This is a genomic window from Mesorhizobium sp. M7A.F.Ca.CA.001.04.2.1 (assembly GCF_003998485.1).
GTDB classification, from domain to species: Bacteria; Pseudomonadota; Alphaproteobacteria; order Rhizobiales; family Rhizobiaceae; genus Mesorhizobium; species Mesorhizobium ciceri.
Window position 1 is genome coordinate 1 of sequence record NZ_RZQT01000089.1, and the last position, 23,268, is coordinate 23,268.

At 64.0% G+C, this 23,268-nt stretch carries 24 protein-coding genes and 1 pseudogene; 15 read left to right on the forward strand and 10 right to left on the reverse strand.

Annotation, left to right across the window (positions count from 1 at the left end; genetic code table 11):
- The 8 genes from EN955_RS23915 to EN955_RS23950 form a co-directional block, all read left to right on the forward strand.
- The coding region (locus EN955_RS23915) for an FCD domain-containing protein (RefSeq protein WP_127223466.1) at positions 1-278 on the forward strand (278 nt) is incomplete at its 5' end.
- On the forward strand, positions 275-2,002 hold the full coding sequence (locus EN955_RS23920) for an IlvD/Edd family dehydratase (RefSeq protein ID WP_024502544.1): 1,728 nt from the start codon (positions 275-277) through the stop codon (positions 2,000-2,002). The genes EN955_RS23915 and EN955_RS23920, both read left to right, overlap by 4 nt.
- Positions 2,003-2,013: 11 nt before the next feature.
- Positions 2,014-2,790: an SDR family oxidoreductase gene (locus EN955_RS23925; protein ID WP_024502543.1), complete on the forward strand. Its 777-nt coding sequence runs from the start codon at positions 2,014-2,016 to the stop codon at positions 2,788-2,790.
- A gap of 32 nt (positions 2,791-2,822) precedes the next feature.
- Positions 2,823-3,821: an AraD1 family protein gene (araD1, locus tag EN955_RS23930; RefSeq protein WP_024502542.1), complete on the forward strand. Its 999-nt coding sequence runs from the start codon at positions 2,823-2,825 to the stop codon at positions 3,819-3,821.
- A gap of 52 nt (positions 3,822-3,873) precedes the next feature.
- Positions 3,874-4,899 (forward strand): ABC transporter substrate-binding protein, encoded by a 1,026-nt coding sequence (locus tag EN955_RS23935; RefSeq protein WP_024502541.1) that lies wholly within the window; start codon positions 3,874-3,876, stop codon positions 4,897-4,899.
- Positions 4,900-4,974: 75 nt separating this feature from the next.
- Positions 4,975-6,078 carry an ABC transporter ATP-binding protein gene (locus EN955_RS23940; protein WP_024502540.1) on the forward strand — a complete coding sequence of 368 codons (1,104 nt, stop codon included), beginning with the start codon at positions 4,975-4,977 and terminating at the stop codon, positions 6,076-6,078.
- Positions 6,075-6,947 (forward strand): ABC transporter permease, encoded by an 873-nt coding sequence (locus tag EN955_RS23945; protein ID WP_024502539.1) that lies wholly within the window; start codon positions 6,075-6,077, stop codon positions 6,945-6,947. Before EN955_RS23940 ends, EN955_RS23945 begins: the two co-directional genes overlap by 4 nt.
- On the forward strand, positions 6,944-7,744 hold the full coding sequence (locus EN955_RS23950; protein WP_024502538.1) for an ABC transporter permease: 801 nt from the start codon (positions 6,944-6,946) through the stop codon (positions 7,742-7,744). The genes EN955_RS23945 and EN955_RS23950 overlap by 4 nt, the downstream gene beginning before the upstream one ends.
- A 91-nt stretch (positions 7,745-7,835) precedes the next feature.
- Here the strand turns inward: EN955_RS23950 and EN955_RS23955 are convergent, their stop codons facing one another.
- From EN955_RS23955 to EN955_RS23980, 6 genes are read right to left on the reverse strand one after another with little or no spacing between them, the layout of a single operon-like run.
- Entirely contained in the window at positions 7,836-9,095 is a 1,260-nt protein-coding gene (locus tag EN955_RS23955) for an ABC transporter substrate-binding protein (RefSeq protein WP_024502537.1), read from the reverse strand.
- Between the two features lie 48 nt (positions 9,096-9,143).
- Positions 9,144-9,572 (reverse strand): DUF4440 domain-containing protein, encoded by a 429-nt coding sequence (locus EN955_RS23960; RefSeq protein ID WP_024502536.1) that lies wholly within the window; start codon positions 9,570-9,572, stop codon positions 9,144-9,146.
- The gene (locus tag EN955_RS23965; RefSeq protein WP_024502535.1) at positions 9,569-10,624 is read right to left on the reverse strand and encodes an aldo/keto reductase; all 1,056 of its coding nucleotides are present in this window, start codon (positions 10,622-10,624) and stop codon (positions 9,569-9,571) included. The genes EN955_RS23960 and EN955_RS23965 overlap by 4 nt, the downstream gene beginning before the upstream one ends.
- Complete coding sequence (locus EN955_RS23970; RefSeq protein ID WP_024502534.1) at positions 10,621-10,974, reverse strand: TIGR04076 family protein; 354 nt, start codon at positions 10,972-10,974, stop codon at positions 10,621-10,623. Before EN955_RS23970 ends, EN955_RS23965 begins: the two co-directional genes overlap by 4 nt.
- 1 nt (position 10,975) lies before the next feature.
- Positions 10,976-11,458 carry a DUF3830 family protein gene (locus EN955_RS23975; RefSeq protein ID WP_024502533.1) on the reverse strand — a complete coding sequence of 161 codons (483 nt, stop codon included), beginning with the start codon at positions 11,456-11,458 and terminating at the stop codon, positions 10,976-10,978.
- Entirely contained in the window at positions 11,455-12,189 is a 735-nt protein-coding gene (locus EN955_RS23980; RefSeq protein ID WP_024502532.1) for a GntR family transcriptional regulator, read from the reverse strand. Before EN955_RS23980 ends, EN955_RS23975 begins: the two co-directional genes overlap by 4 nt.
- A 126-nt stretch (positions 12,190-12,315) precedes the next feature.
- Between EN955_RS23980 and EN955_RS23985 the strand changes: the two genes are divergently transcribed.
- From EN955_RS23985 to EN955_RS24005, 5 genes are read left to right on the forward strand one after another with little or no spacing between them, the layout of a single operon-like run.
- Entirely contained in the window at positions 12,316-13,113 is a 798-nt protein-coding gene (locus EN955_RS23985) for an ABC transporter ATP-binding protein (protein ID WP_024502531.1), read from the forward strand.
- Entirely contained in the window at positions 13,110-13,859 is a 750-nt protein-coding gene (locus EN955_RS23990; protein WP_013532982.1) for an ABC transporter ATP-binding protein, read from the forward strand. The genes EN955_RS23985 and EN955_RS23990 overlap by 4 nt, the downstream gene beginning before the upstream one ends.
- A complete protein-coding gene (locus EN955_RS23995; RefSeq protein WP_024502530.1) occupies positions 13,856-14,764 on the forward strand; it encodes a branched-chain amino acid ABC transporter permease in 909 nt (302 codons plus the stop codon). Before EN955_RS23990 ends, EN955_RS23995 begins: the two co-directional genes overlap by 4 nt.
- On the forward strand, positions 14,761-15,744 hold the full coding sequence (locus EN955_RS24000) for a branched-chain amino acid ABC transporter permease (RefSeq protein WP_024502529.1): 984 nt from the start codon (positions 14,761-14,763) through the stop codon (positions 15,742-15,744). The genes EN955_RS23995 and EN955_RS24000 overlap by 4 nt, the downstream gene beginning before the upstream one ends.
- Entirely contained in the window at positions 15,741-17,045 is a 1,305-nt protein-coding gene (locus tag EN955_RS24005; RefSeq protein ID WP_024502528.1) for an FAD-dependent oxidoreductase, read from the forward strand. The genes EN955_RS24000 and EN955_RS24005 overlap by 4 nt, the downstream gene beginning before the upstream one ends.
- Here the strand turns inward: EN955_RS24005 and EN955_RS24010 are convergent.
- The 4 genes from EN955_RS24010 to EN955_RS24025 are packed head-to-tail and all read right to left on the reverse strand — an operon-like array spanning position 17,042 to position 21,388.
- Entirely contained in the window at positions 17,042-17,710 is a 669-nt protein-coding gene (locus EN955_RS24010; RefSeq protein WP_024502527.1) for a GntR family transcriptional regulator, read from the reverse strand. The two genes, EN955_RS24005 and EN955_RS24010, sit on opposite strands and share 4 nt — an antisense overlap.
- A gap of 16 nt (positions 17,711-17,726) precedes the next feature.
- Positions 17,727-19,037 (reverse strand): aspartate aminotransferase family protein, encoded by a 1,311-nt coding sequence (locus EN955_RS24015; protein WP_032898897.1) that lies wholly within the window; start codon positions 19,035-19,037, stop codon positions 17,727-17,729.
- Positions 19,038-20,096 (reverse strand): phosphotransferase, encoded by a 1,059-nt coding sequence (locus EN955_RS24020; RefSeq protein ID WP_024502525.1) that lies wholly within the window; start codon positions 20,094-20,096, stop codon positions 19,038-19,040.
- Positions 20,093-21,388: an ArgE/DapE family deacylase gene (locus EN955_RS24025; RefSeq protein ID WP_024502524.1), complete on the reverse strand. Its 1,296-nt coding sequence runs from the start codon at positions 21,386-21,388 to the stop codon at positions 20,093-20,095. Before EN955_RS24025 ends, EN955_RS24020 begins: the two co-directional genes overlap by 4 nt.
- Positions 21,389-21,591: 203 nt before the next feature.
- On the opposite strand from EN955_RS24025, the gene EN955_RS24030 reads away from it, so the two are divergent.
- Both EN955_RS24030 and EN955_RS24035 read left to right on the forward strand, forming a co-directional pair.
- A complete protein-coding gene (locus EN955_RS24030) occupies positions 21,592-22,254 on the forward strand; it encodes a GNAT family N-acetyltransferase (RefSeq protein WP_244514272.1) in 663 nt (220 codons plus the stop codon).
- A pseudogene (locus EN955_RS24035) lies at positions 22,251-23,268 on the forward strand (LuxR family transcriptional regulator); the annotation flags it as partial. The gene EN955_RS24030 and the pseudogene EN955_RS24035, both read left to right, overlap by 4 nt.

Here is a 23,268-nt window from a genome sequence, read left to right on the forward strand (position 1 = left end):
AGACCATACTGCGCATGACCGGCAATGAGCTGATCGGCTCGCTGGCGGCACTGGTCGAAACCGCATTGGTGACGAGCTTTCGTCTTTCCAACGACAATCCGGAAGGGCAGCGCCCCTCATTGCCGCTGCACCGGGAAGTCGCCGAAAAGATCGCCGCCGGCGACGCGACCGGCGCACAAAAGGCGCTGCTGGTCCTCATCGACAATGCCGAGGAGGACGTGCGCCGCAGCGTCGAAAACCGCAACAAGCGCCGCCAGGAACGGGAACAGACATCGTGACCGACACCAAACGCAAACTGCGGTCCGAGGCCTGGTTCGGCGGTGAGGGCAAGAACGCCTTCATGCACCGCAGCTGGATGAAGAACCAGGGCATTCCCGCCGACGCTTTCGACGGCCGCCCGGTGATCGGCATCTGCAACACCTGGTCGGAATTGACCCCATGCAACGCGCATCTGCGGGCGCTGGCCGATCACGTGAAGCGCGGCGTCTATGAAGCCGGCGGCCTGCCGCTCGAATTTCCGGTGATGTCGCTGGGCGAGAGCAACATGCGCCCCACCGCCATGCTGTTTCGCAATCTGGTCAGCATGGATGTCGAAGAGTCCATCCGCGGCAATCCGATCGATGGCGTCATCCTGCTGGTCGGTTGCGACAAGACCACACCGGCGCTGCTGATGGGCGCCGCATCGTGCAACCTGCCGACCATCGCCGTTTCCGGCGGGCCGATGCTCAACGGCAAGTTCCGCGGCCAGGACATCGGCTCGGGCACGCATGTCTGGAAATTCGCCGAGGAGGTTAAAGCCGGCCGCATGCCGGTTGCCGACTTCCTCGCCGCCGAGCAGGGCCAAAGCCGATCGGCGGGCAGCTGCATGACGATGGGCACAGCCTCGACCATGGCCAGCATGGTCGAAGCGCTCGGCATCGGCATGCCGGACAACGCCGCGATCCCGGCGGTGGATTCGCGCCGTGGCGTGCTCGCCCAGATGGCCGGACGCCAGATCGTCGATCTGGTGCGCAGGGACGTGACGATCGCGGAGATCCTCACCAGGCAAGCGTTCGAGAACGCCATTCGCGTCAACGGCGCGATCGGTGGCTCGACCAATGCGGTGCTGCATCTGATCGCCATCGCCAACCGGATCGGTGTCGATCTCAGCCTCGAAGACTGGGACCGCCTAGGTCGTGACGTTCCAACTATTGTCGATTTGATGCCGTCGGGCCGGTTCCTGATGGAAGATTTTTACTACGCCGGGGGGCTAGCTGCGGTCATGGCGTCGCTTGATGAAGTGGGGCTTCTTCATCGCGACGCCATGACCGTCAGCGCCAAGACCATCGGTGAATTGATCGACGGCGCGCCGAACTACAACAGCGAGGTGATCCGGCCGCTGAGCCAGCCGCTGACCAAGGAAGGCGGCATTTCGATCCTGCGCGGCAATCTGGCGCCTGACGGCGCGGTCATCAAGCCGTCCGCGGCAACGCCCGAGCTGATGCAGCATCGCGGCAAGGCGGTGGTGTTCGAAAACATCGAGCATTACTACGCCCGCATCGACGATCCGGAGTTGGATATCGACGCCTCCTCGGTGATGGTGCTGAAGAACTGCGGGCCGCGCGGTTATCCCGGAATGGCCGAGGTCGGCAACATGCCGCTGCCGGCCAAACTGCTCAAGCAAGGCATCTCCGACATGGTGCGCATTTCGGACGCGCGCATGAGCGGCACCGCCTACGGCACCGTGGTTCTGCATGTGGCGCCGGAAGCAGCCGCAGGCGGCGCGCTGGCGCTGGTGCGCGACGGCGACCTCATCGAGCTCGACGTCGCCGGCCGCCGGTTGGAACTTTTGGTGTCGGAAGAGGAGCTCGCCATCCGCCGGCGTGACTGGAAGCCGCCGGCGTCGCCGGAGGGCGGCTACCAGAGCCTTTATGTCGAGCGCGTGCTGCAGGCCGACAAGGGCTGCGATTTCGACTTTCTCGTCGGCCGGCGCGATGCCGGCATTCCTCGGCATTCGCACTAGAGAGGCGCGCGATGACGGATGAAATCGGCTACGCGATCTATCCAAGCCTCAAGGGCCGCAGCGTCTTCATAACAGGCGGCGGCAGCGGCATCGGCGAAAGCCTGGTGCGCCATTTCTGCGCGCAAGGGAGCCGCGTCGCCTTCGTCGACATGGCCGAAGAACCATCCCAACGTCTGGTCGACGCGGTTGCGGCCGACGGACATGCCGCGCCGCTGTTCATTCCATGCGACCTGCGCAACGTCGAAGAGTTGCAGGCGGCAACCGTGCAGGCAATGCAGCACAATGGCCCCATCCAGGCGCTGTGCAACAATGCCGGCAATGACGACCGCCACCAGACCAAGGATGTGACGGTTGCCTATTGGGACGACCGCATGGCGGTCAATCTGCGCCACCAGTTTTTCGCGGCGCAGGCAGTGCGTCCGCAGATGAGCGCGCAGGGCGGCGGCTCGATCATCAACTTCGGCTCCATCACCTGGATGGTCGGCGATCCGGATTGCCCAGCCTATGTCACCGCGAAAGCGGCTATTTACGGCATGACGCGGGCGCTGGCCCGCGAACTCGGCCCCGAGCGCATCCGCGTCAACTGCATGGTGCCGGGCTGGGTGATGACAGAGCGCCAGATGCGCCTGTGGTTGAACCCGGCCGGCGAACGTCAGATCGCGGAAAGGCAGTGCCTGCCCGACCGGCTGCAACCCTCCGATATCGCGCGCATGGCGCTGTTCCTGGCCGCCGACGACAGCCGCATGTGCACGAGCCAGCAGTTCATCGTCGATGCGGGCTGGGTGTGATCCGTACGGTTTCAAAGGAAGAAGGTTAGTTCATGCGTCTTGTTCAGTTCAGAATGGCCGACGGCAGCAGACGGGTGGGCCGCGTCTGCGATGACGGCAATCATCTGCACCCGCTCGAAAAGACCAGCAGCGTGCTGGAACTGGCCGAAGCGGCAATTGCCCAGGGCACGTCGATAGCAGCGCTGGTCGAGAAGCGGACCGGCACGGCGAAAATCGACTACGACCAACTGTTGCGCGATGGGCAGGTGCTCGCTCCGGTCGACCATCCCGAACCGGCGCGCTTCCTGGTCACCGGCACCGGCCTCACCCACACCGGAAGTGCCGCCGCGCGCAACCAGATGCATGTTCTGACCCATGGCGAAGGTGCCGACGAATCCGATTCCTTGAAAATCTTCCGCATGGGGCTGGAGGGCGGCAAGCCTGGCGCCGGCAAGATCGGGATTCAGCCAGAGTGGTTCTTCAAGGGCGTCGGCACCTGCATTGTCCCGCCCGGCGCGCCGCTGCCGATGCCGGCATTCGCGAAAGCCGGTGCGGAGGAAGCCGAGATCGTCGGGCTTTATGTCAATGGACCCGATGGCCATCCCTATCGCATCGGCTATGCGCTCGGAAACGAATATTCCGACCACGTGACGGAGGGCGAGAACTACCTTTATCTCGCCCATTCCAAGCTGCGCTCCTGCTCGATTGGTCCGGAACTGCTGATCGGTGACCTGCCCGAAGAAGTGCGCGGCCATTCGCGCATCCTGCGCGACGGCACTGTTATCTGGGAGCAGGAATTCCTGTCGGGTGAAGCGCACATGTCGCACTCGATCGCCAATCTCGAACACTTCCATTTCCGCTACCCGATGCACCGCAGGGCGGGCGACCTGCACGCCTATTTCTTCGGCGCGGCGGTGATGAGCTACGCCTCCGGCGTCAAGACGGCTTCCGGCGACGAGTATGAAATCCAGGCACAGACGTTCGGCAAGCCACTGCGCAACCGGATGGCGTCGGTGCCGGACGAGGGACTGGTCGCTGTTACCCAGCTGTGACGGCGCAGGCCCGAAAATTACGGTCCACCAGAACGATAATGGGAGATTAAAAATGGGACTGAAGAAAGCGTTTCTAAGACTAGCGACAATCGGGCTCAGCATCGGCCTGATGACATCGGCGGCGCTCGCCGCGAACCTTCGGGTACTGGCCTGGGACGGCTACGCCGATGCCGACTGGGTCAAGGACTTCACCGCCGCGACCGGCATCGGCGTCGATGTCGTCTTCATCGGCAGCGACGACGAGATCTGGGCCAAGATCAAGGGCAGCGAGGGCCAGGACTTCGACGTCTTTGCTGTCAACACCGCCCAGTTGCAGCGCTACATCAAGGCTGACCTGGTGTCGCCGATCGACGTCACCAAGCTCGCCAACCAGAAACACGTGCTGCCGCGCTTCCGCGACCTGACGGCGGTCAGCGGCGTGACCAAGGACGGCAAGGTCTACGGCATTCCGTTCTGCTTCGACTCCATCGGCCTGATCTACGACACCGACAAGGTCAAGCCGGCGCCGACCTCGATGTCGGTTCTGTGGGACCCGGCCTACAAGGGCAAGGTGCTGGCGTATGATAATGGCGAGCACAATTTCTCGTTCACCGCACTGACGCTCGGCTACAAGGATCCGTTCAACCTCAACGAAGAGCAGATGGCTGCAGTCAAGGCCAAGCTGGTCGAACTCAAGCGCAACGTGCTCAGCTTCTACACCACCGCCGACGAGGCGCAGCAGATCTACCAGAACAATGATGTGGCCCTGATCTGGGCCAATTACGGCCAGCAGCAGGTCAAGGCGCTGCAGAAGATCGGCGCCCATGTCGCCTACGTCAATCCGAGCGAGGGCGCGCTTGCCTGGCTCGACAACTGGGTCATTTCCAAGGGTGTCCGTGATAATGCGGCAGCCGAGAAATGGATCGACTTCATGCTGAGCAAGAAGGTCGGCGGCGAGCTTTCCGAGCGTACCGGCTTCGGCAACACAGTGACGGAAACCGGCAGCGCCGGCGGCAACGACAAGCTGGTCTGGCTCAACAATGTCGAGGACCCGCTCAAGCGTTCGGACATGTGGAACGAGGTCAAGGCAACGCCCTGATCTTTCCGCACCATGCCTTCGAAGGACCCGGCGGTCCGGAGTTCCGGACCGCCGAAGCGTATGCGAGAGTATTTCATGAACCAGAACACCGACCTCTTGACGCTGCGGTCCGTCTCGAAATCCTACGGCACGGTCCCCGTGCTGCACGACATCGACCTGTCGATCAAGGACGGTGAGTTCCTCACCGTTCTTGGACCATCCGGCTCCGGCAAGACCACGGTGCTGCGGCTGATCGGCGGGCTGGAACCGCTGACGTCGGGCGAGATCCGCCTGGATGGGCAAGACATCAGCCGCATGCCGATCAACCGGCGGCCGTTCAACACCGTGTTTCAGGACTATGCGCTGTTCCCGCACCTGACCGTTTCCGGCAATGTCGGCTACGGGCTTTCGGTTCGCCATGTCCAGCGCAAGGAAATCGCGCGCCGAGTCGCGGAGGCGCTGGAACTGGTCCAGCTCGGGCGTTTCGCCGACCGCTTTCCGGCGCAGCTCTCCGGCGGCCAGCGCCAGCGCGTCGCACTCGCCCGTGCGCTGATCTGCCAGCCGCGCCTGATCCTGCTCGATGAGCCGCTCGCCGCACTCGACCTCGAACTGCGCCGGCAGATGCAGGTGTTCCTAAAGTCCATCCAGCGCGAAATCAGGACCACCTTCCTGTTCGTCACCCATGACCAGGAAGAAGCCATCGGCATGGCCGATCGGATTTGCGTCATGGAGGCCGGCCATATCCGCCAGCTCGGCACGCCGCACGACCTTTACTACAGACCGGATTGCGAATTCGTCGCGCGTTTCTTCGGCGAGAACAATCTGGTGGCCGGGAAACTCGGACCGGTCCAGGGCGAGCTGCGATCGATCGAGACGGCGCTCGGGCGCCTCATCTGTTCGATCAGCGACCAGCCGCATTTGAAAGCCGCAGCGGAAGGCGCCAGCGCTTACGCCGCGTTCCGTCCAGAAGCCTTGCACCTTGCAGATGCAAAGGACACCGACAACCGTTTTTCCGGCACGATCTCCGATCTGGCCTTTGCCGGCTCGTCGACCGTCGCCACCATCGCGGCCGGCGCCGACAATGCCGCGCAACGCTTGCGGCTGCGCGTGCCGAGCCGCGTCGACGGCAGCGCGCTCAGATCCGGCGAGGCCGTATCGCTTTCCTTTGCGCCGCATGAAGGCCATCTGGTGCTGGCATGAGCAAAGCCGGATCGACGCTGCCTGCGGAAAAACGGCTGTCGCTGCTGGTGACGGTGCTGGCGTTTGCCTTGCCAGTGGTCTTCGTCCTGGTGCCGCTGGCGATCTTCCTCGGCTACAGCTTCTTCAGCGTCGACCAGGGCACGATCGTCTACGGCTTTTCGCTGGGCAATTATGTCAGGTTCTTTACCGATCCGGTCTTTCTGCCGGTGTTCTGGAACACCCTCGTGCTGTGCGTGTCGGTGGCCATCATCTGCATCCTGCTCGCCTATCCCGCCGCCTATTTCCTGACGACGCTGAAAGGGCGCTGGCGCTATGCCTTGCTGATGCTGCTCTTGGTGCCGCTGCTGATGAGCTATGTCATCAAGATCTATGCCATCCGCAGCATCCTCGGCCTCAACGGTTTCCTCAACAATGCACTGGTGGCGCTCGGCATTCTGCAGGAACCGTCGGCGCTTTTCGTGTTCAATATGAACGCCATCCTTTTGACGCTGACCCTGCTCTTGATCCCCTTCGCCATCCTGCCGATCTTCCTGTCGCTGGAGCGGATTCCGCAGGTGCTGCTGCGCGCATCCGACGATCTCGGCGCGAGCGGCTTGCAGACCTTCCTGCGCATCACCTTGCCGCTCAGCCTGCCCGGCGTCGCTTCGGCGGCGAGCTTCGTCTTCGTGCTGGCGATCGGCGATTTCCTGACGCCGCAGATGGTCGGTGGGATCAGCGGCTTCACCTTCGGCCGCATCCTCTACAGCCAGTTCGGCACGGCCTATAACTGGCCGTTCGGCGCGGCGCTGTCGGTGGCGCTGGCCGTCGTGGTGATCGCCGCAATCCTCATCGGCGAACGCTTTGGCCGCAACCCGGGGACTTCGGCATGAGCGCCCTGCCCCGACTGTCCACGATCTTTCTGGCCGCGATCACGACGCTGGTTGCGGTCCTGCTCTATAGCCCGCTGTTCGTGCCGATCGTTTCGTCGTTCTTCACCATTTCGCATGGCTCCGTCGACTGGTCGTCGCCGACGCTTGCGACCTATGTGGCGCTGGCTGAAAACCACGACATATTGGCCGCTCTGCGCACGACGCTGATCGTCGGCGTCTGCACCGTCATCCTGTCGGTGGTCAGCGGAACGCTGCTGGCGCTCTATTATCATGGGCGCCGTTCCGGACGCTCGCTGCTGCAGTTCATCATCTTCCTGCCGTTCCTGATGCCGCCGATCATCAGCGGCCTGGCGCTGCTGATCTTCTTCCGCGAGATCGGCCTCGAACGCTCGCTGCTGACGGTCGTTATCGGCCATACGGTTTTCGTGCTGGCGATCGTCTACCGCACGGTGCTGACGCGGCTGCAGTCGATGAGCCGCACGCTGGTTGAAGCGTCCTACGATCTCGGTGCCACGGGCTGGCAGACCTTCTGGCGCATCATCCTGCCGAACCTGTCGAGCGCCATGGTCGGCGGCGCCATCCTGGCCTTCGCCCTGTCATTCGACGAGACCATGATCACCATCCTGGTCACTGGCACGCAAAGCACGCTGCCGGTCAGGCTGTGGGCGATGATGCGGCTTGGCTTCTCACCCGACATCAATGCGCTGGTGGCTCTGATCCTGATGTTCACCGTGCTGCTCTGCGTGCTCGCCGGCCGCTTTCTCATCCCCAGGCAAGTTGCGACGGAACGGACGTGAGTGCCGGGCAAGAGCGCCGCAATGAGGCAGCCATATTCTTGGTCCGGCATCGATGCTGACATAATCGATGCCGGACCAAACGGAATGATGCTTACTGAAGCTTGGCCTGCAAGGCGTTGACATCGTCGGTGGTCATTTCACCGTCCGTCGCTACCTTGCCGTCGACGATCTTCCACAGCCGGAACGGGCCTGTGATGTCGCCATATTTATCGAAAGCGACCGGGCCGATGACGCCTTCGTAGCGGATCGGCTTGCCGTCCTTGATCAGGCCGAGCGCCTTGGCGAACTCTTCCTTGCCAGCAAAGATCGGCGTGCCGGCCGGATCGACCGCCTTGTACATCGCGTCCTTGATCTTGGCCGGGTCCTCGGAGCCGGCAATGGCGATGGCGAGGCCAACAATCGCGCCGGCGTCATAGGAACGGTCGGCTGCCGGATTGGTCGGTTCGATGCCGGAGAATTCCTTATAGTTCTTGGTGAAATACTCCGTCGAGGCCGTCGGGCTGGTGCCGGACGACGTGCCGTAGGCTTCCCTCAGATAATCGGCGCCGACGGATTCGATGAAGTCCGGGCTGTTCATGCCGTCATTGAGCAGGAATTTCTGCACACCGCCCTGCGAGATCCAGGTGCGGGCGACCGTGGCGCCGTCGACCGGTGTGCTGACGAGGTAGAGACCGTCCGGTTCACCGGCCATTGCCGCGGTGACTTCGGAGGCATAGCTCGACTGCTTTTCATTGTAAGGCGTGTCGGAGACGATGGTGCCGCCGAGCGCTTTGTAGGCACGCGAGAATTCGGCCACCATGTTGACGCCGAAATCGTTGTTGACGTGGATGATCGACAGCTTCTTGAAACCCTTGTCGATGGCATATTTGGCGGCGGCGACACCCTGCAGCGCATCCGAGGTGATGGTGCGGAAGAAGATGCCGTTGGTCTTGCCGTCGCGGCCGAGCGCCGTCAGCGTCGGCGAGGACGACGCCGGCGAGACCTGGACGATCTTGGCTGGCGCGGTCACCGAGGTCAGGATGGGGATCGACACCGACGAGATGATGCCGCCGATGATGACCGGCACCTTCTTGACTTGAACAAGTTGGGTGGCGGCGTCGACGGCGATGTTGCCCTGGCTCTGGCTGTCGCGCGTGTCGGTGACGAGATCGCAGCCGCGCACCCCGCCGGCTCCGTTGATGTCGCGGAAGGCCATCTCGACCGACTTGGCGCCGGCCTGGCCGTATTCGCCGGCCGGGCCGGTCAGCTCCATGACGAGGCCGACGGTGATCTTGCAGTCGGCGGCTTGCGCAGCACCCGCCATCGTGACGAGAGCGAGCGCTGTGGTGAGTTGGAGTATCGTCTTTGTCATTGTTGTTCCCCTTTCGTTACTCGACTGTATTTGAGTTCTGGAGCTTGTTCAGCGTTCCGGCACCTGCAGCCAGGTTTCATGCAGATGTCGCCATTCGACGCCGTTGGGCGCCGATGAACTGGTGGTGAAGACGGCGCTCGATTGACGGCGGCTGTGCTTGCCTGCGCGCAGCTGCGCTTCGACATAGAGGACGACGATGGTATCCGCGTCCTGCCAGCCGGGCCGGATGTCCTCGATCGAAATGGTGAAACCATCGTCGCAGGAAGCACGGCTTGCGCGGACATGGTCGACGACCGCTTCGCGATCGAGGATATGTCCGTCCGGCGCCACCATGCTGAGGTCCTTGCCCATGGCGCGTTCGAAGCGGCCGAAGTCCACCGTGTTGGCTCGCGCGGCGACGAACCAGTCGACGAAGAAGCGGTGCAGGTCGATGATTTCGGCGCTGGCGCGTGAAAACAGGGAGGGTTCGCCGCTCATTTCTTCCCCGCATTGAGGTTGTAATGCATGATCGAACCGTGGCGGCCGCGGCGGTCGCGTTCCAGCGTGTAGACGTCACCTTCGAGGCCGGTGCCTTGCGCCATGACGGCCGCAATCCGCTCCCGGTCCTCGGCGTCGAGCGCAACGTCCATGATTTTCGCATTGGCAATGGCGTGGGCCTGGTTGCGGGCGCCGACGATGACCGCCGCCACTTGCGGCTGCTCCAGCACCCAGGCGCTAGCGATGGTGGCAACGTCAACGCCGTGGCGGTCGCCAACGGCCTTCAGCGCCTGCAGCAGGTGCTGGAACAGCTCCCAGCCGCCAAAATCGTCGATGATCAGCTTGTACTTGACCAGCGAGCGGTTTTCGAGCGGCGTGGCGGGCTCGGCCGCACCGAGCCATTTGTTGCTGAGGAAGCCGCCGGCGACTGAACCATAGCAGAGGAAGCTGACGCCGTTCTGTTTTGCGAGCGCGGCCAAGCTGCTGCCCGGGCGCTGGTCGAGCACGGAATATTGCAGTTGCTGGCTGACCAGCGGGATGCCGGCAGCGAGTATCTCGGCGAGCCTTGGCGTGTCGAAATTGGTGGTGCCGAGATTTCGCACCTTGCCCTCCAACCGAAGCTCGTTGAGCCAGCCCATGGCATCGACATAGCGCGGCTGTTCATAGTCCCACCAATGGAACTGCACGAGATCGAGCCGCTCGGTCTTCAGCCGCCGCAATGACTGGTCGATGATGCCCCTGATGTAGTCACGGCTGATACTGGCCAGCCGTTCGAGGTCGGGCACCAGCTTGGTGTGCACCTTCATCCGGGCCGCGACGTCGAGGCCGCGCTCGCTGGCCAGCCGCAGGCGCGCGGCACCGATCAGCTCCTCGACGCCGGTGTAGATGTCGGCGCAATCATAGGTCCAGATGCCGGCATCGAAAGTGGCGATCAGATCGGCCACCGCCTGGCTGCGGTCAATGGCGCCGTGGCCGCCAGCCAGCTGCCAGCCGCCGCGAATGACGCGCGAGATGGTGTAGCCGGGGCCGAGTTCGAAGGTGTTGGCGGTCATCTAAGGTCATCCTCTTTCGGCAGCGGCACCGCCGTAGTCTCGGCGTGGCTGAACCGCCGCTTGGCGGTCCTGACGATCCGCAGCCGGCTGCCGCAATTGGGATCCGGACAAGCGATCTCGGCGTCCGAGGTCATCCAGTCGTTCGGGTGGGTTGGGCGCTGCTTGGCTGCCAGAAGCGGCAACACGGCGGCGATCGAATAGATCGAAAAACCCTGCCCTGCCGGCATCGACAGCATCTCGCCCTTGAGCTCGAAATAGTCGCCTTCCTTGGCGCCGCAATAGATAGGTTTGTCCTTGGGGATGATCGCCTCGACGCGAAGATCGAACAGCTCGAAACTGTCGTCGGCCATGTCAGGCCTCGATCAGGCTGAAGGTGATATCGCAGGCGCCGTTGCGGCGGATGACACCGCACGCGGAGGCGAACCGGTCACGCTCTTCGACGCGCACCTGCGCCACCACACTGCCGGCCAGCCAGCCTATCGGGAACAAGAGCCGCGCGCCCTGCCCGTAGTAGAGGCCAATGTCGAAGATCGCATTGGGATTGCCGCCCCACATGCGTGGCGGCACGTAGGACAGTACGATGTCGCCCGGCTGCGGGTTCAGCGTCGCGTTCTCGGCCGGCAACGGTTTTGCATAGGCCTGGCCCTCGAGGTCGGCTGATGGAACCGGACAGGAAATCTCAGGCCCCGTCCACATCGCATGGATGCCCGGAACAACGCGTGGCGTGCCGAGATAGGCCAAGAGGAAGGCAGCGTTTTCCGGCGCCTTCTCGGGCAGCAGCAATGCCGTTACGGAAAGCTGCGAGCGCGGCTCGGTGATCCTGATGGCGGTCATGTCTGGTCTTTCGCGGCGGCGGCCTGCAGCTTGCTGCGCAGGAAGGTGAAGGGTCGGCTGATGTCGGCGACCAGCGACTCGCGCGCCGCCTGCGCATCCTGCGTGGACAGCGCCGTGACGATGCGGCGGTGATATTGGGCGGTGTCGACCTCGCCGGCTTCCGAGAAGGCGTAGATGGCGACACGAATGCAGGGACCCGATTGCAGCCACAGGCTCTCGATCATCGGGATCAGCACGGCCGAACCGCAGGAGCGGTAAATCTCGAAATGAAAGCTCTGGTTGAGCGTCACTTCGCGGTCGACGTCCTTCTTGTGTTTCAAAGCCCGCATCTCGTCCCATTCGGCGAGGATGGTTTCGATGGTGGCGATCTGGCGCGGACCCATGCGGGCGGCGGCCAGCGCGATCGCCTCGCCCTCGATCAGGATGCGAGCCCGCAGGAGATCGTCGAGGCGTTCCAGCGTGATCGGCGGCACGCGCACCGAACGGTTGGGCAGCGCCTCCAGCGCCTTTTCCGTGATCAGCCGGCCGAGCGCCTCGCGCACCGGCATGGTCGAGGTGACCAAGGCGTCAGCCAGGCCACGGATGGTCAGCACCTGGCTCGGTTCGAACAGGCCGCCAATCAGGGCGCGGCGCAGCTCGGAATACACGCGGTCCTGCACGGTCTCGCGGCCGACCGGCGCAAGCTGGGCCGCGATCACCTCGTTGTTCTTTTCGATGGCAGCCTTTTGCATGGAATTCCGTTCGTGGCCGGTTTTCGGCTTGCGGAGGAAATTAAAGCCGAATAGCGTGATCAACGCAAGTGTGATCACAAATCATAATCAGGAGGCGGCAGCGATCGTCTTCGGCCAGAGGGTTTGATGAGCGAGGCAACCAAACGGCAAGGGGAAACCCGCGCGCCGGTTCTGACGGCAAGGAATGTCGTCAGGCGGTTCGGCGGCCTTGTCGCGGTCAACGACGTCTCGTTTAACGTCAAAGCGGGCGAAATCCTCGGCCTCATCGGCCCCAACGGCGCCGGCAAGACGACGATGTTCGACCTGCTTGCCGGCAGCATATTGCCGACCAGCGGCGAAATCCTTCTCAACGGCACGAGCGTCTCGGGCGAAGCCGCACATCTGCGTATCGGCCGTGGCCTTGGCCGCACGTTTCAGATCCCGCGCCCGCTGCCCAACCTGACGCTGATCGAAAACATCATGCTGGCGGCGCAGGGTCAGGCCGGCGAAAAGCTGCTTGCCAATTTCGTCACGCCATGGCGCGTCGCCGCGCAGGAAAGGGCCGCCAGGACAAAGGCGCTTGAACTGCTGGAACTGGTCGCCCTCGCCCATCTCGCGCATGAGCCGGCGCGCGTGCTTTCCGGCGGTCAGCGCAAGCTGCTCGAACTCGCCCGCGTGATGATGGCCGATCCGGCGATCATCTTGCTCGACGAACCGGCGGCCGGCGTCAACGCGACGCTGCTCGAAGTCATCATCGACCGCATCCGCGACATCAATGCGCGCGGTATCACCTTCCTGCTGATCGAGCATAATATCGACATGGTGACGCGGCTCTGCCATCGCGTCCTCGTCATGGCGAACGGCCAGTTGCTCAGCGAAGGCACGGCCGAAGAGGTCGCTCGCGACCCGCGCGTCATCGAGGCCTATCTCGGAGGCGCGGCATGAGCGAGATCGTTCTCGATGTCCGCGACCTCGAAGCCGGCTACGAGCCCGGCGTGCCGATCGTGCGCGGCGCCTCGATCACCGTCGCCAAGGGCGAGATCGTCGTGGTGCTCGGCCCCAACGGCGCCGGCAAGTCTAGCTTCATCAAGGCCATCGCCGGCCTCGTCCCGATCACCGGCGGCACAGTGTTTCTGGACGGCAAGGACATCACTGCCGCGCCGGCCCACACCATGGTGCGGCTCGGGCTGGCCTTCGTGCCGCAGACCGAAAACATCTTCCCACTGATGTCGGTCGAGGACAATCTCAGAGTTGCTTGCGGCATCCTTGAGCGGCGCGAAATTCCTGCGCGCATCGAGGAGATGTATGCCGCCTTCCCCGATCTCGTCCGCCAGCGCCGCACCGCCGCCGGCAACCTCTCGGGCGGACAACGGCAGATGCTCGCCGTTGCGCGGGCGCTGATCGTCCACCCCAAGGTGCTGGTGCTAGACGAGCCGTCGGCCGGCCTGTCGCCGAAATTCGTCTCGATGGTGTTCGAGATGCTGGCCGGCATCCGCAAGTCCGGCGTCACTGTCCTGCTCGTCGAACAGAATGCCAAGGCAGCGCTCGCCATCGGCGACCGCGCCTATGTGCTGGTCGAAGGCAAAGACCGGCACGAGGGCATTGCTTCCGAGCTGTGGAACGATCCGGTAGTCGCCGAACTCTATCTCGGCCAGCGCCCCCGCAAGTCCGGCACAGGAGGTGGGGCATGAGCCTGCAATTTGTCGTCGACGGATTGCTGACGGGTTCGATGATCGGCCTGGGCGCCATCGGCGTGACGCTTACCTATTCGATCCTGCGCTTCTCGAACTTTGCCCATGGCGACTTCATGGCCTGGGGCACCTATGCGACGCTGGCCGTCGTCAGCGCCATCGGCGCGACATTCGGCAAGGTGGCACCGATCGCACCGCTGTCCTTCGGCTGGCCGCTGATTGTCGCGCTGGTCGTTGGCATGGCGTTCACCGCTTTGCTGGCGCTGCTGCTCGACAAGGTGCTGTTTTCGCGGCTGCGCTCGCAAGGCCAGGCGATCATCGTGGTGATGGCGAGCTTCGGTGCCTCGATGGCGCTGAGAAGCCTGCTCGAATTCACCTTCACCTCGCGGCCGACCTATTTCAGCCGGGCGATCCAGATCGCCATGCCGGTCGGCTTCGGCATCCGCATCACATCAGACCAGATCGCGCTTTTGCTGCTGACCGCGGTGCTGGTGCTCGCCGTGCATCTGTTGATGACGCGCACGCAGACCGGCCGCTCGATGCAGGCCCTGAGCCAGAACGCGGCACTGGCCCGCATCGTCGGCATCGACGTCGCCAGCGTGGTGCGCGTCACCTGGGTCATCGGCGGGGCGCTGGCCTGCGTGGCCGGCGTGATGATCGGCATCCTGGTGCAGATCCGCCCGTTCATGGGCTTCGACATGCTATTGCCGATGTTTGCCGCCGCCATTCTCGGCGGCATCGGCAGCATCCCCGGCGCCGTGCTCGGCGGCCTGATCATCGGGCTCGCCGAGGCCGGTGCCGTGCAGCTGATCGGCGCCGAATGGCGCGCCGCCGTCTCCTTCATCATCCTGATGGCGGTGCTGTTCGTGCGGCCGATCGGCCTGTTTGGTGTGAGGGAACGCTGATGGATCTGATCGGCTACGGCGCCTTCTTCCTGACCACCGCGCTGATCTTTTCGCTGGTCACGCTGGGGCTCAATTTGCAGTGGGGCCTGACCGGCCTGTTCAATGTCGGCCTTGCCGGCTTCGTCGCCATCGGCGCCTACACCTCGGCATTGCTGACCACTCCCGACGACGCCGCGCGGCTGGGTGGCCTTGGCCTGCCGATCGTTGTCGGCTGGGCGGGCGCCATGGTCGTCGGCGGCATTGCCGCGGCGTTAACTGGCATGGCGACGCTGCGGCTCAGGTCCGACTATCTGGCGATCACCACCTTCGGCGTCGCCGTCGTCGTGCAACTGGTCGCGCTCAACGCGCAGAAACTGACCGGCGGCCCGTTCGGCATCGGCTTCATCCCGCGCCCCTTCGGCAGCCTTGCCGAGACGCCGCTGCTGTTCAACCTGTCGAACCTTGCCGTGGTCGCGGCGGTGACTCTGGTCGCCTATCTCGCTTTGGAACATCTGTCGCGCAGCCCGTGGGGCCGCGTGCTGAAGGCGCTACGCGAGGATGAGCGGGCGGCGATCTCGCTTGGCAAGAGCGCGCGTTTCTATCGCGTCCAGGCCTTTGCCGTGGGCGGCGCCATCATGGCGCTGGCCGGTGCACTGCAGGCGCATTTCACCGGCTTCATCGCGCCGGACAATTATTTACCGATCCTGACTTTCCAGGTCTGGGTGATGCTGATCGTCGGCGGCTCGGGCAGCAATCTCGGCGCCGTCGTCGGCAGCATCCTGGTCTGGGCGATATGGGCTGGGTCGGGCACGCTGACCAGCATCCTCTTCCCGCCGGAACAGCAGGCTCGTGCCGCCGCGCTGCAGATCGCCGCCATCGGCGTCATGCTCTGCGTTATCCTGCTGGTCCGGCCGAACGGGCTGTTCGGCGACAGGCCACGGCGGCCTTGGTTTGGCAAGCGGGCGAGGATCGCTGCAGACAGGAGCAGTTCCAGCTCATGAATGCCGTCATCCGGCAGGAAGCGCACGGCGTTTCGCTCTGGCATGCCGTCGGCCGCAATCGACGTGAGCGGCCGGCACTGCAAGGCGGGCTCGATGTCGACCTAGCAATCGTCGGCGGCGGCTTTTCTGGCCTTTCAACGGCGCTGCATGCGGCGGGGAAAGGACTTTCCGTCGCCGTTCTCGAAGCCGAGTTCATCGCCTGGGGTGCGACCGGCAGGAATGCGGGCTTTGTCGTGCCGAACTTCGCCAAAATGGATCCAGTCGATATACTGGCCCATCTCGGACCGTCGCGCGGCGAAAGGCTGATCGATTTCGCCGCCGGCAGCGCCGACCTGGTTTTCCGCCTGATCCGGCAGCACGGCATCGACTGCGACGCCGTGCAGAACGGATGGATCCAGCCGGCGCATTCGCCTGCCGCCTTTGAAAAGGTCAAGTCACGTGCCGGGCAGTGGGCACAGCGTGGCCGGCCGGCAGCCACATTGGATCGGCAGGAAATCGAAACACGGACCGGCGTGCCAGGCTATGTCGGCGGCTGGATGGATCGTTCCGGCGGCGTGCTCAATCCGGTCGCCTATGCGCGCGGGCTCGCGGATGCGGCGGAGAAGGCCGGCGCGAAGATCTTCGAGCAGACGCGCGTCACCTCGGTTGATCGGACAGCCGATGGTTGGATGCTGAAAACGCCATCTGGCTCAGTACGCGCGGGCAAGGTGCTGATCGCCACCAACGCCTATGGCCGGTCCCTCAATCCGTCATTGCAGCGAACCTATTTCCCGCTGAAAGTCTTCCAGATCGCGACAGCGCCGCTGCCTCGTGAAGTGCGCAACCGATTGCTTCCCGGCGGGCAAGGTGTCGGTGACACCAGACGCAATCTGTTCACCTTCCGCTTCGACGCCGAAAACCGGCTGATCAGCGGCGGCATGCATATCCTTGGCGCCGGTGCGGATACGCGCGTACCGCAGACGATCTGGCGAAGGCTCGGCCGGCATCTCGGTCTGCCCGACCTGCCGCCGCTTGCCTACAGCTGGTCGGGAATGGCAGCGGTCGAACCGGATTTCCTGCCGCACCTGATCGACCTCGGTCCGGGACTGATCGCCGGTCGCGCCTGCAACGGGCGCGGCATCGCCATGACGACGGCGATGGGCAAGGTTCTGGCCGACTGGGCCGCCGGCAGCGACGCCCGCGACCTGCCGCTGCCCTTCGCGCCGCCGGCGCCAATACCGTTCCACGCCGTGCTGCGGCACGCGCCCAACATGCTGCTCGGCTGGAGCATGCTGCGCGACCGGCTGGACGGGACGAGCTAGGCCGACGGCTCCCTGGCAGCGTCAAGGTTTGCAGACAGCACAGCGGCCGCCACGGCGATGTCCTCTTCTATGAAAATCCGCACAGTGGGACCGCTGCGCTGCTCCAGTGCGGCGACGATCTTGCGATGCGCGTCGTTGGACTGCGGGATGTAGCGATCGGCCTGCATCAGCAGCTTGAGATAAGGCCCGACCCGCCCCCAGAGGTCGCGGATCATGTTCAAAAGGATCGGCGCGCCGGCATGCTGGTAGATGGCGAAGTGGAACGCCTCGTTCAATGAGAGATAGGCCCTGGCGTCGCCGGCCTCAATGGCACGCTGCATGCCGGCGAGCGTCGCCTGGATGTCAGCCAGCCCGCTTTCGCTCATCCTGGTCGCCGCCATCTCGCCCGCCAGTCCCTCGACGGCGATGCGGATGCGCGTCAGCTCCTCGAAGGCAGGCGCGGACAGCAACGGCACGATGACCGAGCGGTTGTTCTGCATCTCGAGCAGCCGCTCGGCGACAAGCCTCTGCAGCGCCTCGCGGATCGGTGTCGTCGAGATGCCGAACGTCTCGGCGAGCTTGCGGATGACCAGCGCCTGGCCCGGGCTGAAGCCGCCGGAAATCAACTCCTGCTTGAGCGCGCCATAGGCGCGGTCATTCAGGGTCTGATGTTCAAGCTTCAGCATACGCGGGCCGCTCCGATCACCAGTTCGACAGAGCGCGATCGAGCGTCTCGGCCAGTTGCTCGGCATTGTCCCTGGCAAAGGGCAGTGGCGGCCTGATCTTCAGCACATTGCCGCGCGGACCGCAGGACGAGATCAGCACGCCGTCCTCGCGCATGGCTTCGACGACCGCCGATGTCTTGGTGGCGGCCACAGCCTCGTCGCCGTCCGCCGTCAGCTCGACGCCGAAATAGAGGCCGTTGTGCCTGACATCAGCGACCGCGCCGTGCCGGCCCTGCAGGGCGCGCAGCAGTTCACTCGTATAGGCGCCGACATTGCGCGCATTCTCGATCAGCCCCTCGCCTTCGATGACATCGAGAACGGCGAGGCCGACAGCGGCCGCGACCGGATTGCCGCCGAAGGTGTTGAAGTAGCCGGTGTTCGAACCGAAGGAGGCGACAAGCTGCGGCCGCACGAGCACGGCGCCCATCGGGTGCCCATCGCCGATCGGCTTGCCCATCGTGACGATGTCAGGCTCGATGCCATAGTTTGCGAAGCCCCACATGCCCTGGCCAAGCCGGCCGAAGCCGGACTGGACCTCATCGGCGATGACGATGCCGCCGGCCTTTTTGACGTGATCGGCTGCCTCGCGCATCACCTTCGCATCGGGAAAGAAAATGCCGTCGCTGGAAAAGGCCGAGTCGAGAAGCAGCGCCGCCGGCTTGATGCCTTTTGCTCGCATGTCCTCTATGGCAGCGGCGACATTTCCGGCGAAATCATGCGCGGCCCGGCCATGGTCGCGGAACGTGTCCGGCGCTGCCACCGTGCGGTGGTGCGCTGGTACCCCCTTTGCCCCGACCGCCGCCGGCGACAGTTGCGCCGTCGCTATGGTGGCGCCGTGATAGGCGAAATCGGTGATGATCACCCCGGTGCCGCCGCTGGAATGCTGGGCAATGCGGATGGCAAGGTCGTTCGCCTCGCTGCCGGTGCAGGTGAACATGGCGTGGCCGAGATGGGCCGGAACGGTGCCGAGAAGCTTTTCCGCGTAATCGAGGATGATCTCGCTGAGATAGCGTGTGTGGGTGTTGAGCGTTGCGGCCTGCCCGGACAGTGCCTCGACGACGCGCGGATGGCAGTGGCCGACCGAGGCGACGTTGTTGTAGGCGTCGAGGAACTTGCGGCCCTGGGCATCGTAGAGCCACACACCGCTGCCGCGCACCAGATGAATAGGGTTGCGGTAGAAGGTGCGGTAGGTCGGCCCGAGCAGCCTGGCGCGGCGTTCGAGCAGCGCGCGCTCCGATGCAGCCGCGTCGGCATTTGCGGGGTATGGCGAGGACTGGGACACGAGCATCTACTCCGGATTGGAATGGTCGAGAAAATAGCGGCGGGCATCGGTGGACGACAGGCCGTTCAACCGTTCGAGTGAAGCCCAGACTTCGGTGGCGAGGCGCAGCACGTAGTCGCGCTTGGCCGGGAAACGCTCGGCCTGCCAGCTGGCGATGTTGACGATGAGCGCAAGTCGGGCACGGATCAGATCGAAGAGAATGCCAATCTCTTCCTCCTCCAGTGGTTGGAGCGACTGATAACCTGCGACAAAGCGCGCCGCCGGTGCCAGCGGATGGCCTTCCGCCGGCCAGCGGTAGACGGCGCCGATGGCGAGGTCGCAGATCAGCGGCGAATGGATCATGTCGCCGAAATCGAGAATGCCGCTCACGACCTCCGGCCGCGAAGCATCCATCACCACATTGTAGGAATTCATGTCGTTGTGGACGATCTGCGCGCGCAGGGTGGGAATGACCGGCGCAGCATGCTCCTCGAAGGAGTCGATCGCGCGCTCGACCATCGCCCTCCGAGTCGGATCAGTGATGTGCGCCATCATCGGCCGTGTCTTGGCGACCTTGCGGATGTCCCAGAGCAGGTCGCTGCCGGCAGCCGGATGGAAGAAGCCGCGCAACGCCCGGCCAAGGCGGGCGAGGAAGATGCCGAGATTGCGATCCTGCGCCTCGGAAGTCGGCGAGCGCGACAGCAACTGACCGGACAGATAGGTCACCAGCCGGATAATGCGCGGCGCCGATCCAGCGACGCTGACCGCGAACTGCGCTTCATCCTCGAGGCTTTTGCGCACCGAGGGAACCGGCAAGGTGGGGTCGACCGCAAGGATGTGGTCGAGCGCCTTGTTCTGGAAATCGGTGAAGCCAGCTTCTTCCGCCGGATGGGAGATCTTCAGGACGAACTCGCCCTCGCCGTCGGTCTGAATATGGAAATTGTGGTCGCGTTCGCCAGGCAGCGGACGCGCGGTGCCGGTCAGCCCGTAGTGCCGGCGCAGGATGGCGAGCGCGTCGGCCGTGGAAACATCCGGTGCGTCCTCGGCGAGTGTTTCGCCGAACGCATCGGGCACCGCCGCATTCATGGCTTAGCCTCGATAGGTTCGAGGCCACACCAGTCGGCGATGAACAGCGCGATCGTCTGGGTGACCTTGCGCACCGAGTCGAGATCGACGGCCTCGTCATAGCCATGCGGCATGCGGCAGATCGGGCCGTAGACGATCGCCGGCGTGTCGGCATAGAGGCCGAAGAAACGTGCATCGGTGGTCGCCGAGGTGACGTGTTCCGTCAGCGGCTCGCCCCACACGGCGGTATGGCTGCGGCGCAGCACCGCTTCCATCTCGTCGGCGCCCTCCAGCACATAGCCCTCGGCCATGAAGCCATTGTAGGTCATCTTGGGTGGTCGGTTGGCCAGGAACGGATCGGCGCGCGCCGCAACGGCAATGCAGGCCTCGAGCTCGGCCCTGGCGTCTTCGAGCCTCTGGCCGGGATAGGTGGCGACGCGCATCTCGAAGACACAGCGCGCCGGAACGCTCGATGTCCACTCGCCGCCTTCGATCTTGCCGAGGTTGAAGCGGATCGGATGCGGGTGATCATGGAAATGCCTGTCATCGACCTTGCGCGCGTTCCAGACGATTTCGAGCTGCTTCAGCGCCTGAATGATGACGAAGGCCTTTTCGATGGCATTGGCGCCGGCCGAAAATGCACCCGACGCATGCTGCGGATCGCCGTCGACCTCGACCCTGAACCAGATCGGCCCGACCTGCGCCCGCATCAGCCGCGGCTCCAGCGGTTCGGGAATGAAGGCGGCGTCGGCGCGATAGCCGCGCTGCAGGCATGCAAGCGCGCCATTGCCGGTGCATTCCTCCTCGACCACCGACTGGAGATACACGTTCGCGGCCGGCTGATAGCCAAGGCTACGCAAGGCGCTCAGCGCATAGAGGCAGGCGGACAGGCCGGCCTTCATGTCGCCGGCGCCGCGGCCATGCATCCAGCCATCCTCGATCGCCGGATCGTAGGGATCGCGGACCCAGCGGTCGAGCGGTCCGGTCGGAACGACATCGATATGGCCGTTGAGGATCAGCGAGCGGCCGGTCGCGTTTCGCGGCGTGTGGGTAGCAACGACGTTGAAGGCATCGTCGTAAGAGACCGCCACGGGGGAAAAACCCGGCAGGTCGCGAATCACGTCGACATCGACGCGCCACATGTCGACCGCGTAGCCATCCGCCTCGTAGGCGGCGGCCATAAACGACTGCGCGGGGTGTTCCTCGCTACGTTGGGAGGGAAAGCGCACGAGGTCTTGCAGAAACGCGACCTGTCGGGCGAAGCCATCATCGACTGCGCTCAGAATGGCCTCATCCGCAATCCGCTCAGGCATCATATTTCACTTTCATCTGGATGGTGTATCATATCTCATATGCCATTCCTGTGAAATGCAAGAGGCATGCGCGCCAAACTTTCAGTCCAGGACTTGCCGTTCGATGCTGCCATGGTCTTGGGGGAGTTGGCATCGGATGCAGCAAGCCGATACTGCTATCTCTGGAAGACATGACGAGGAATGCGTTGATCACAGAAGACACGATGCCCGCCGAAATCACCGATCTCGCCATTGGCTACCATCGCCTGCCGGCTGGCAAGCTTGCCAATGCGGTGACCTGGATGGAAGCGCGTACGCCGCAGCCGGATCTCGCGCGCCCTTTGGGCATGACACGGATCACGACGCCCGACTGCGTTTCCTACCGGGCGATCTTTCTCAAGATCGGCGCACCCTGGCTGTGGGACCGCGTTTCCGAAATGTCCGATGCCGAAATCACCGAGCATTTCGCCGACCCGCGCCAGCATCTCTACTACGGCCATGACGAAACCGGCGCGCATCTCGGCATGGTCGAGTTCTTCGCCGCCGACAATAACGAGATCGAGATCACCTATTTCGGCCTGTTCCCGTCCCTGACCGGCCGCGGTTTCGGCAAACGGCTGATGGCCGGGGCACTGGAGCTCGCATGGCGTCTCAACCCGAGCCGCATCTGGCTGCATACAAGCAGCTTCGATCATCACAGCGTCATCGGATTCTACAGCGCCTGCGGGTTCGTGCCCTTCGCTACCGGATTTGAGATCGTCGACGATCCCCGTATCAAGGGAACCTTGCCGCGCGATGCCGCACCGCAAATTCCGCTGATCGAAGCGGAGTGGAGCGGCTGCGGCGACTCTCCCCCAGAGAGCTACAGGCTGTGCGGACCTAGATGAGAACAGCTCCGCAATCCGTCAGCCAAGCGTCGCCGCACCATCGCCGATGGGTGCGCCGCGAGACCATTCTGTCGACGCTGGAGCGTCATATCGACACGCGCATCGTGCTGTTCGCCGCGCCCGCTGGCTTCGGCAAATCGACGACGATGGCGCAATGGGCTGCGGAAATCGCACGCCACGGCAGGCTGACGGCATGGCTGTCCTGCGAGGCGACGGACAATGATGAGGGCGCCTTCCTATCGCATCTGGTGGGCGCGCTGCGCCATCTGGTCCAGAGCCCGGCGGAACTCGACCTTGCCTTCCAGTCGAGCCCCATCCCGCAGCTCGATGTCGTGCTCGCGGCACTTGTGGCGGGTCTGGCGGCGCGCGAGGCCGACATCACCCTGTTCTTCGACGATTACCACGCCGTCGAGGCGCCGGCGGTGAAGCGGTTCATGGAGCGCCTGACCCGGCAGGCGCCGGAAAATGTTGCTTTCGTCATCGGCTCACGCAGCCTGCCCGACCTGCAGCTCGGCAAGCTCCGGGTGCTTGGCGACGTTTTCGAAATCGGCCCCGACGATCTGCGTTTCGCCTCGTCCGAGGCCGAAGCTTTCTTCAACGACAAGCTGGGCCTGAGCGTCAGCAGCGGCACGGTGGAGACCTTGTGCTCGCGCGCCGAAGGATGGGCCGCCGGCCTGCAACTGGCCTCTTTGTCACTGAGTGCCGCGCATGCACCGGAAACCGTCATCGGCAATTTTACCGGCGCCAACCGAAACGTCGCCGACTTCCTGATGGGCGAAGTGTTCCTGGAACTGCCGCCGGCGATCGCAAAATTCCTGCTCTACAGCTCGATCTTCGAACGCTTCAGCGCCGAGGCCTGCCGGGCGGTGATGCGCGCGGCCGACGCCGAAGCGGCGATCACCGAGATCGAGACGCGCAACCTGTTCCTGGTGCCGCTCGACGAAGAGCGGCGCTGGTTCCGCTTCCATCATCTGTTCCGCGATTTCCTCAGCCGCGAAATGGAACGGCGCGAAC